9 protein-coding genes and 1 pseudogene are annotated in these 9799 nt (G+C 71.0%); 8 read left to right on the forward strand and 2 right to left on the reverse strand.

Annotated elements, in window-relative coordinates; genetic code table 11:
• The 4 genes from ABZ234_RS33415 to ABZ234_RS33430 form a co-directional block, all read left to right on the forward strand.
• The coding region (locus ABZ234_RS33415; protein WP_355014703.1) for a UvrD-helicase domain-containing protein at positions 1-1702 on the forward strand (1702 nt) is incomplete at its 5' end.
• A 40-nt stretch (positions 1703-1742) separates the two neighbouring features.
• Positions 1743-4016, forward strand: a complete 2274-nt coding sequence (locus tag ABZ234_RS33420) for a DUF262 domain-containing protein (protein WP_355014704.1) — start codon at positions 1743-1745, stop codon at positions 4014-4016.
• A 43-nt stretch (positions 4017-4059) separates the two neighbouring features.
• Complete coding sequence (locus ABZ234_RS33425) at positions 4060-4944, forward strand: hypothetical protein (protein WP_355014705.1); 885 nt, start codon at positions 4060-4062, stop codon at positions 4942-4944.
• A 496-nt stretch (positions 4945-5440) separates the two neighbouring features.
• A complete protein-coding gene (locus ABZ234_RS33430) occupies positions 5441-5887 on the forward strand; it encodes a nuclear transport factor 2 family protein (RefSeq protein WP_355014706.1) in 447 nt (148 codons plus the stop codon).
• A gap of 88 nt (positions 5888-5975) precedes the next feature.
• On the opposite strand, the gene ABZ234_RS33435 is transcribed toward ABZ234_RS33430, so the two are convergent.
• Positions 5976-6251: a hypothetical protein gene (locus tag ABZ234_RS33435; RefSeq protein WP_355014707.1), complete on the reverse strand. Its 276-nt coding sequence runs from the start codon at positions 6249-6251 to the stop codon at positions 5976-5978.
• 260 nt (positions 6252-6511) lie between these two features.
• On the opposite strand from ABZ234_RS33435, the gene ABZ234_RS33440 reads away from it, so the two are divergent.
• Both ABZ234_RS33440 and ABZ234_RS33445 read left to right on the forward strand, forming a co-directional pair.
• Entirely contained in the window at positions 6512-6757 is a 246-nt protein-coding gene (locus ABZ234_RS33440; RefSeq protein ID WP_267949257.1) for a hypothetical protein, read from the forward strand.
• On the forward strand, positions 6754-7695 hold the full coding sequence (locus tag ABZ234_RS33445) for a Clp protease N-terminal domain-containing protein (protein WP_355014708.1): 942 nt from the start codon (positions 6754-6756) through the stop codon (positions 7693-7695). The genes ABZ234_RS33440 and ABZ234_RS33445 overlap by 4 nt, the downstream gene beginning before the upstream one ends.
• 129 nt (positions 7696-7824) lie before the next feature.
• Here the strand turns inward: ABZ234_RS33445 and ABZ234_RS33450 are convergent, their stop codons facing one another.
• A complete protein-coding gene (locus ABZ234_RS33450; protein WP_355014709.1) occupies positions 7825-8805 on the reverse strand; it encodes a bile acid:sodium symporter family protein in 981 nt (326 codons plus the stop codon).
• Between the two features lie 301 nt (positions 8806-9106).
• Here ABZ234_RS33450 and ABZ234_RS33455 point away from each other — a divergent pair, with 301 nt between their 5' ends.
• On the forward strand, positions 9107-9676 hold the full coding sequence (locus tag ABZ234_RS33455; RefSeq protein ID WP_355014710.1) for a restriction endonuclease: 570 nt from the start codon (positions 9107-9109) through the stop codon (positions 9674-9676).
• Between the two features lie 39 nt (positions 9677-9715).
• Positions 9716-9799, forward strand: a pseudogene (locus tag ABZ234_RS33460) (F0F1 ATP synthase subunit gamma); the annotation flags it as partial.

Consider the following 9799-nt stretch of genomic DNA (forward strand, 5'->3'; position numbering starts at 1 on the left):
CGCGGACCTGCGACGGCTGGGTATCGACGAGCACACCCTGCCGCTGGTCCGGGTGCTCACGGCCTCCTTCCAGCTCGAAGCCGCACGCGGGCTGCTGCCCCCGGTCCAGTGGGACGTCCTGTACGGGCTCGCAGCCGGGCTGAGCCCCGAGGAGGTGTGGGGCGAACTCGGTGCGTCGATCGTCGGGGACGTCGACCCCGAAGACCTGGACGCGGCAGTCCGGCGCAGCTCGGACCGAGTGCTGCTGGTCGAGGGCCCCGACGAGCTGATGGCCGCGCTGGCGCACCCGTTCGACCTGTGGCGGATCTACCTGCACCCCGTGCAGCGCGCCGTAGTCGACGCCTCCTACAAGGGATCCGCCAGGATCAGCGGCGGCCCGGGGACCGGCAAGACCGTGGTGGCCCTGCATCGCGCCCACCGTCTGGCCCGGGCCGGCGGCAGGGTCCTGCTCACCACGTTCACCTCCACTCTGGCCGAATCGCTGCAGGCGAGTCTGACGCTTCTCGCCGAGACCACCGGCGCAGGCGAGGCCCCCGACGTGTTGTCCAGGGTCCGGGTGGAACACGTCGACCGGTTGGCCCACAGGGTGTTCCGCGAGGCGCACGGCCTGCCCGAACTGGTGACCGCACAGCGCGAACGCCGCCTCTGGGAGGAGGTGACGGACCAGCTCGGCCTGGACCTGTCCGCGACCTTCCTCTCCGAGGAATGGCGCCAGGTCGTCCTGGCCCGGGGCGCGCGCACGGCTGCCGAATACCTCAGTGCCAAACGCACCGGCCGGGGGCGGGGGCTCGGTGCGTCGGCCAAGGCACAGGTCTGGCAGGCAGTGACGGCCTTCCAGGAGTTGCTGGCCGAGCGCGGCCTGTGGACCTACGAGACCGTCGTGGAGGAGGGGGCCCGACTGCTCTCCGAACGGGACGACAAGCCGTTCGACCACGTCGTCGTGGACGAGGCCCAGGACCTGTACCCGGGGCAGTGGCGTCTGCTGCGAGCGGCAGCCGCCGAGGGACCCGACGACATGTTCGTCGCCGGCGACACCCACCAGCGCATCTACGGCCCCCAGGTGAGTTTCTCCGAGGTCGGCGTCAACGTCCGCGGCCGCTCGTCGAAGCTGCGGATCAACTACAGGACCACCGCGCAGATCCTGCGCTGGAGCCTGGGACTGATGCGCGGGCAGGCCGTGGACGACATGGACGGCGGACTCGACTCCGTGGCGGGCTGCCGCTCCGAGATGCGCGGAGCGGAACCGGTCCTGAAGGGATTCACCAGCTGGGACACGGAACTGCGCCATCTGACGGAGACCGTGCGATCCTGGACCGACTCCGAAGTCCTGCCCGAGGAGATCGGCGTGGCCGCACGGTCCAACAGGACAGTGGAGCAGGTGGTCGCCGCTCTCGAGGCAGCCGGACTGCCGGCGCGGGCCCTGGCGAAGGGCGCGCCCGAAGGCAAGGGGGTGGCGGTCAGCACCATGCACCGGATGAAGGGGCTGGAGTTCCGGTGCCTGGCCGTGGTCGGAACAAGCGGTGACCAGCTGCCCGCTCCGAAGAGCGTCACCCCGGAGGACGAGGATCCGGGAGCCCACGCCCGGGACCTGCTGCGTGAACGCAGCCTGCTGTTCGTCGCGTGCACCCGCGCCCGGGAACAGCTGACCGTGAGCTGGCACCACTCCCCCAGCCCGTTCATCGACGCGCTCCTGTCCGACTGACGCTCCACGCCCCTCCTCCCCCGAAACGAAAGACAGCCCCATGGCGAAACTGTCCACGCTCCTCGACCAGATCGACTCCGGAACCGTCCTGCTGCCCGAGTTCCAGCGCGGCTACGTATGGAACCAGGACCAGGTGCGAGGACTCATGCTGTCGCTGTACAGGGGTCACCCTGTGGGCAGCCTGTTGTTGTGGGAGACCTCGGCCGACGACATGGCGGTGCGCGGGGGCCTGGTGGGAAGCGGCACCCACCTGCTGCTGTTGGACGGGCAACAGCGGGTCACCTCGCTGTACGGGGTGGTCCGGGGGCGGGCGCCCGCGTTCTTCGAGGGCAACGCCAGGGCGTTCACCGGCCTGTACTTCAACGTGGACACGGAGAAGTTCCGCTTCTACCAGGCCAACCTCATGAACGGGGACCCGCACTGGGTGGCGGTCACCGAGCTCTTCCAGAACGGCCCGGTGTCCTTCCTGACCCGCTTCTCCGAGAACCCCGCCGAGGCAAGGCTGTACCTGGAGCGGCTCAACCGGCTGAGCCAGATCACCGAGAAGGACTTCCCGCAGGAGAAGATTACCGGCGCGGAGCGGACCGTCGACGAGGTCGTGGACATCTTCAACCGGGTGAACTCCGGCGGGACCAAGCTGTCCAAGGGCGACCTGGCGCTGGCCAAGCTGTGCTCGCAGTGGCCGGAGGCTCGCTCGTCCATGCGCGGAGCCCTGGCGCGCTGGGAGGAGGCGGGCTTCTCCTTCAGCCTGGACTGGCTGCTGCGCAACGCGAACGCGGTGGCGTCCGGACGCGCCCTGTTCGACGCCCTGGAAAAGGTGTCCACCGAGCAGTTCCAGCAGGCCCTCTCGGGTTCGGTCGACCACGTCGGCACGTTCCTGGACGCGGTGTCGGGCCGCCTGGGACTGGACCACGACCGGGTTCTGATGGGGCGTGCGGCAATCCCGGTCGCCTCCAGGCTGCTGGAGCTCAACGGCGGGCGCTTCACGGACGCCGGCCACCGGGACCGTGTGCTGTTCTGGTACGTCCACAGCGCCCTGTGGGGGCGCTACGCCGGATCGACCGAAACCTACTGGCAGCAGGACTACGACACCGTCGCCGAGTCCGGGGTGGACGGCCTGATCGCCAACCTGGAGCGGGCCCGGGGCGGAAGCCTCGAAGTGCATTCCCACGACTTCGAGGGTTCCACGAAGGGGTCGCGGTTCTACCCCCTGCTGTACATGCTCACCCGGGTCAAGGGGGCACGCGATTTCGGCAGCGGCCTGGAGCTGAAGGCGGAACTGCTGGGCAAGCTGTCCTCGCTCCAGGTCCACCACGTCTTCCCCAAGCGGGCCCTGCGTGACTCCTACGAGCGCGGTCACGTCAACGCCCTCGCCAACTTCTGCTTCCTCACCCAGCAGACCAACCTGGAGATCTCCGACCGCCACCCCGAGGAGTACTTCCCGGAGGTGGAGGAGCGCCACCCCGGCGTGCTGGCCTCGCAGTGGATCCCGATGGACCCCGACCTGTGGAAGGTCGAGAACTACCTGGACTTCCTGGCAGCGCGCCGGGAACTACTGGCCGAAGCGGCCGACTCGTTCCTGTCCGAGCTCGCCTCGGGCTCCGACTCCACCGCCGAAGCGGCGGAACCGCTGAGGCCGGTCGTTGTGGTCGCCGGCGAACCGGACGACGCCCGGTCCATGCAGGTTCGGGAGATGGTGGACGAACTGCTGCGTCTGGGCTACGCCGAGCCCGAGCTGGACGCCTCGATCAGCGACCCCGAGCGGGGGCAGGTGATCGCGGTGGCCGAGGCCTTCTGGCCGGACGGCCTCCAGCACGGGTGGGGCAAGCCGGTGGTACTCGAGCTGGACCCCGACCAGGCGGACCTGCCGAGGCTCCAGGAGCTGGGTTACGAGGTGTTCACGTCGGTGGACTCACTGCTGGGGTTCGTGAACCGACGCGACCAGGACGCGGCGGGCGAGTCGGCGGAGGAGGCACGGACGCAGGGGGAGGCTCCGGCGGACAGCCCTGTGACTGCCGACTTCGGCCGCGCGATGCTGTCGGTCTACGAGCGCGGAAAGGCCGAAGCGGGCTACACCGCCTCGTTCTTCCTGGGCATGCTCTCGGAACTGGGACCACTGGGCACGGCGCGCAAGCTGCTGCACGCCCCTGCGGTCTCGGACGGGTTCGCGAACCTGTGGGAGCGGGGACGGCTGGACCTGACGGTGGAGGCGCTGGTCCTGCGGCCGGAGTTCTCACCGCTGTTCACCGAGGAGGAACTGAACCGAGCCCGGACCAGGCTGGAGCAGTTCGGGCACCGCTTCCTCGACGCCTGACGGCTTCCACCGCGTGATCCGGTCCCAGTCCGACGAGGAAGCGATGCCCGAACCAGACGAGCCAGGGAACACCCGGGGGTCCGGGCAGCCTTCCGGCAGCGAGAACCGGCTGCACGGCGACGTCCACAGTCCGACCGTGATGGCGCGTGACATCGACGGTGGCGTGTACTACCAGCAGATCACCGTACTGACCCGGAAACGGGAAGGTCTGGACGACGAGGAACGGGAACTCCTCGCCAGCCTCGGAGCCGAGACGCTCCGGGCGGGGCAGCTGGCGGGGGAGGTCTCCTCCCTCCGGCGTCAGTTGGAGCAACACCGCAAGAACTCGGCGGCCGAACACGGCCTCCTGCGCCGACGCATCGCCCACCTGGAAGAGGAGCGCACGCACGCTCTCCACAGGATCGAACAGCTGCACAGCGAGCTCAGGGAGTCGAGTGAGCAGCGCCTGCGGGTCGAGGCCGAGCGGGACGAGCTCCAGGAGGACCAGGTCATGCTGCACTTCGCGCGAGCGGAGTCGGAACTGCAGCGCAACGAGGTTCTTCGGAGGGAGATCGCGGAACTCTCGCAGCAACGCGACCTCCACTACGAGTGGGCGCAGGAGGAGGAGCGGCGCGTCGCCGGAACGCGTGACGAGCTCGTCCGTGCACGTCAGGAGGCAGAGGTACGGGAGAACGAACTCCTGCAGGTCCAACAGGAGCTCGAGCAGACGGTGGCCGAGCTGACCGGCCAGTGCGACCTCCACCGGGAGCGGGCGCAGGACGGGGAGCAGCGTGCCGCCGAAGCCCTGTCGGAGCTCGCCCGGCTCAGAGAGGGAAGCGGACGGGGGACGCACGCGGCAACGGTCGGGCGCTGGCGCGTCCTCCCGTGGCAAGCCGCTTTCCTGGGCCTGCTCGTCGGCCTTGTCCTGATGGCGGTGCTGCTCACCTGACCGCAGTGCACGGCGCGGTGTCCGACTCCGTGTAGGCCCGCTGCATGTGTTTCGATGGCAGCGTGTGAAGGTCGGCCGGTCACAGCCGCGGCCCTGCGTTCCCGACCTCTGGGGCCTGGCCTGCGCATCCCGGCCGGGGCTGCTCCGAGGACGCGCGCACACCCCTGCCCGGTCGCCGGCCCGCTGACAGAGTCGCCCTGTCAGCGGGTCTTAGTCTGTCCGTTGGGTGTTCGTTCCACGACCGAACGGGCTCACGGCGCTGACAGTGCAGTTCAGAGGCCAAAAGGGTGTTCGTGTCAGAACCCCGACTTCTATGCGGTTCCCCCGCATCTCCTCTCACGGCCGGGGCGTGAGGCGGGTGCCCGGGGTTGGGGCCGGATCCGGAGGGCCGACGTCCGGGGTTCGGGGCGGGCGGAGCGGTGGAACCGGCCTCCCGCCGAACGCGGTGTCCGATTGCCGCCAGCGCACGCGCGGCCCCTGCGGGCAGGGTGGTGGGATGACGACGACACAGACAGACGGTGTGGCAGTGCTGGAGAACATGTACGCGGCCGAGGCCCGCTACCTGGCGGCGGGCGGCCCGGGCAGGGCCGACTTCGCCGAGCTGGCGCCCTGCTTCGCCGAGGACGTGGTACTGCACCAGGCCGAGGGACTGCCGTACGGCGGCACCTGGCGCGGGCACGGGGGGATGGAGCGGTTCTTCACCGCGATGAGCCGGACCTGGGAGTCCTTCGACATGGTGGAGCAGCGGTTCCTCTCCACGGGGGAGCCGCTCGTCGTGCTGACGCACGTCCGCGCACGCGCGCGGCAGACCGGGCGGCGGATCGAATTCCCGATCCTTCAGACGGTCGTCGTGGCGGGCGGGCTCATCACGGAGGTGCGCCCCTTCTACTGGGACACCGCCGCCGTCGCCGACGCCTGTGCAGTCCCGGGGGCGGACGCCTGAGGGCGCTTTGTAGGCACACCGTGCCCCCCCGGGGGCCGGCGCCCGGGTCCGCCACGGCCCCGGGCGCCGGCGTCTGGGTGGGGAGGGGTCAGTCGAAGTGGCAGCGGGGGTGCGGGACCCGGCCCAGGGGGCGTTTCGGGGGCCGGGGGCAGCGGGTGAGCGCGCGGACGCGGTCGTGTCCGCCGCGGGCCCGGCGGCGGGCGGCCGTCTCCCGTTCGTCGGCGGGGGTGGGGGCCGGGGCGGCGGTCTGCGTGGGAGGCGCGCAGGGGGCGAGGAGCATGTGCGGGTTTCCCAGGGCTGCGGTGAGGGCGAGCGCGAGGAACCCGGAGCAGGGGATGAAGAGCGGACGTCGTTGCTCAGGCATACATCAAGCCTGACAACAATCACGCTGGGTCGTGCGCCGATCACAGGAAGAGCCGTGTCCGGTTCAGGCCATGGGGAGGACACATGAACCCCGTCCGACACGGGTAGCGCTTCGGCACCGAAGGCGACGGAACGGTCCCTCTGGGCGTTTTCGACCCCCATGGCGCCCGGAGCGCCTTCCTTCCCGGCTGCACGGACCCGCACCTGCACACACGCGCAACCCAGGTTGACAGTCAAGGTCGCGCAACCTAGGTTGACAGCATGGACGCGGTAGAACTGGCAGCCGTCGCATCGGACACGTCGACCCCCGTACAGGGTCTGCGCGCCGTCGCCTCGTTGCGCGCGGTGGTCGACTCCCTGGAACTGCGGCAGGTCGAGGAGGCCCTGCGATCGGGCGAGTCGTGGTCCTCGATCGCCGCCGCACTCGGGGTGACCCGTCAGGCCGTCCACAAGAAGTACGGGAAACGGCTGCGTCATATCGAAGCGACCGAAAGAGGACAAGGATGACGAACCCGTCGCCGAAGCAGGGTCTGCTCAGTCGGAGTTACGACCGGGCCGCGATCCAGGAGGCCGCGAGCCGTGAGGCGGCGCGCGCGGGCCGGTACGAGGTGGACTTCGAGCACCTGCTCCTGGGGATACTCGTCAACGGCGGCCCGGGCGCCCGTCTGCTCATGAACGCCGGGGTGAATCTGTCCGAGGGACGCTCCGCGATCGACGGGATCCTCCGCGAGGACCTCGCCCTGCTCGGGATCGACGTGCCCGTGCCGCCCCCCTCCGGCGGTGGGCAGCCGGGGCTCCTCCCGCTCAACCCCCGCCTGGAGGAGATCGAGATCGACTGCCCGTGGAGCGGGGGCGACGCAGCCCTGCTCGCGGCGCTGATCGACGACGAGGGCGGCCGGGTGCGCAGGCTGCTGGACCAGCTGGACGTGGACACCGACAAGTTCCGGCGCGACCTCGATGAGCCGCTGGAGGCCCTGGAGATCCCCGAGTCGTCCTCGGAGAACAGCTCCGACCTCGACGGGCAGCCGCCCGAAGGGCGGGAGTACACGACCTACGACCTCGAGGTGCCCGTGTCCGCGGAACGGGTCTGGGATCTGGTCGGCGACCCGGGGCGCCGGAGCGAGTGGGAGCCGTCCGCCGTGTCGTCGCGGCAGCTCGGCGACGGTGTCGTGGAACTGACCGCCGTGTCCGGAGAAACGAGCCGGGAGTCCGTCACGCACAGCGTCCCCGGCCGCGAGGTCATCTGGACGCGGGACCCGGACTCCGAGACCCCCCGCAGGGTCCGGATCGTCATCGAACCGGTCGGCGACCACGCCAGGCTGCACCTGCTCATGGACTGGCCCAACGCCGTGCGGGGCCGGATCGCCAACCGCATGCTCAGGTGGATCAGCCGGAACATGCTGCGGACCAGCGCCCAGGCCATCACCCACGCCGCCGCGTCGTAGCGGGGCTGCCGGGCGCAGGCCCCGGCCGGTACCCGGAGGGAGCTTCGCCCTGTGACATCGCCGTGCCCCGCAGGCGAGGGCCTGCGAGGCACGGCGTCCGGATCGGCCGTCCCTCCGTGCCGCCGCGGGTCAGTCCCGGGGCGACGCCTCCGTGGAAGCGGCCTCCTCCGTGCCGGTCGCGTCGCGGGGCGCGCGCCGGGCCCAGTAGGTCGCGACGAGCGCGCCCGACAGGTTGTGCCACACGGAGAACAGCGCGGCGGGCAGCGCCGCGAGCGGGGCGAAGTGCGCGGTCGCGAGGGCGGCGGCGAGGCCGGAGTTCTGCATGCCCACCTCGACGCTGACCGCGCGCCGGGCGCTCTCGGGCATCCCGCCGACCATGCCGACCAGGTATCCCAGACCCAGGCCGAGGGAGTTGTGCAGCACCACGGCCAGGGCGACGAGGAGTCCGGTGGACAGCACCGCGTCGGCGTTGGCGCCGACCACGGCGGCGACGACGAGGACGATGCCCACGACCGACACCAGCGGCAGGACCGGCAGGATCCTCTCCACGAACCGCTTCGCCGCCATGCGCAGCAGCAGACCGGCGACGACCGGGAAGAGGACCACCTGGAGGATCGACAGGAAGAGGTCGGAGGCCGAGACCGGCAGGGACGACCCCGCCAGGCCCAGCACGAGGAGCGGGGTCACGAACGGGGCGAGCAGGGTGGAGATGGAGGTCATCGCCACCGAGAGGGCCACGTCGCCGCGGGCGAGGTAGACGATGACGTTGGAGGCGGTGCCTCCGGGCGCGGAGCCCACCAGGACCATGCCGACGACCAACAGGGGCGGCAGGCCGAGCGCGTGGGCGATGCCCCAGCCCAGGAGCGGCATGACCGTGTACTGGGCGAGGACGCCGAGGACCACGGCCTTGGGATGCCTGGCGACGATCGCGAAGTCGACCGGGCGCATCGTCAGGCCCATGCCGAACATGATGACGCCGAGAAGCAGGGAGACGTGCGGGGCGACGAGCGCGGCCTGGTCGGGGACCGCGAGGCCCACAGCCGCTCCGGCCAGGACCAGCAGGGCGAACCACCGGCCGACGAAGTCGGCGATGTTCTTGATGACCGTCATCGGACTACTTCCTTGTGTGCCCCGGGGGCGGTGGGTACTGTCCCCGGACGGTTGCCGCCGTTGCCGGTCGACACCGCGCGGCCATGGTAGTCCGCCGGTTACGCCTGTGTTTCGTCCGGGGTGCCCCCGGACCAGGGGCGGAACCCCGGACCGTCCCGCCGCACACCGCCCGGCTCCGTGGGAACCGCCACAGGGCCGCGGGCCGGATCCCCGTGAGGAACGGCGTTCCCGGGGAATGGGTCCGGCAGAGGACCCTGCCCCCGGGAGGAACGTGGACGTCGGAACGAGGGAACGACGGTTCGTGTGGAGACACCGGCACGGCGCCGTGCTCGCCGCGGTGGTGGCGCTCATGGTCGGCGCGTGGGTGGCCCAGAGCGCCCCGAGGCCCCTGCTGTGGGTCGCGGCGGCGGTGGCGGTGGCCGCCCTGTCCTGGTGGGCCGTGGGCCGTGTGCGCAGGACCCGGGAGAGGCGGGCGCTCGCGCGAACCGACCTGTCGGAGCTGGACCTGATGTCCGGCACGGAGTTCGAGGAGTACGTCGCGGGCCTGATGCGGGTGCACGGCTACACGGCGGTCATCGTGGTCGGCGGGGCCGACGACGGCGGGGCGGACATCACCGCGCGCTCCCCCGGCGGGAGCGAGGTGGTGGTCCAGTGCAAGCGGTGGCGCCACCCCGTGCCCCCGAACGACGTCCGCGCCTTCATCGGGATCCTGAACAGCAGCTTCGAGGGCTACCAGGGGATCTTCGTGGCCTCCAACGGGTTCACCGAGGCCGCGGCCCGCGAGGGCGCGGAGCACATGGTCCTGGTGGACCGGGACGGACTGGCGCGGTGGATGGGCGGCGTCGAGGTGCCGGAGCCCCCGCGGGCCTGAGCGGCTCGGCCCCCGCGGGTCTGAGCCTCGCGCTCCCCGCCGTCCGCGGAGGAGGCGCTGGACGCGCTGCTCCCGCAGTACGTGACCAACAGGATCTACTTCGCGCTCCTCGACGCCTCCGCC

Origin of the sequence: Nocardiopsis sp. NPDC006198, assembly GCF_040613895.1 — a bacterium.
Classification (GTDB): Bacteria; Actinomycetota; Actinomycetes; order Streptosporangiales; family Streptosporangiaceae; genus Nocardiopsis; species Nocardiopsis tropica.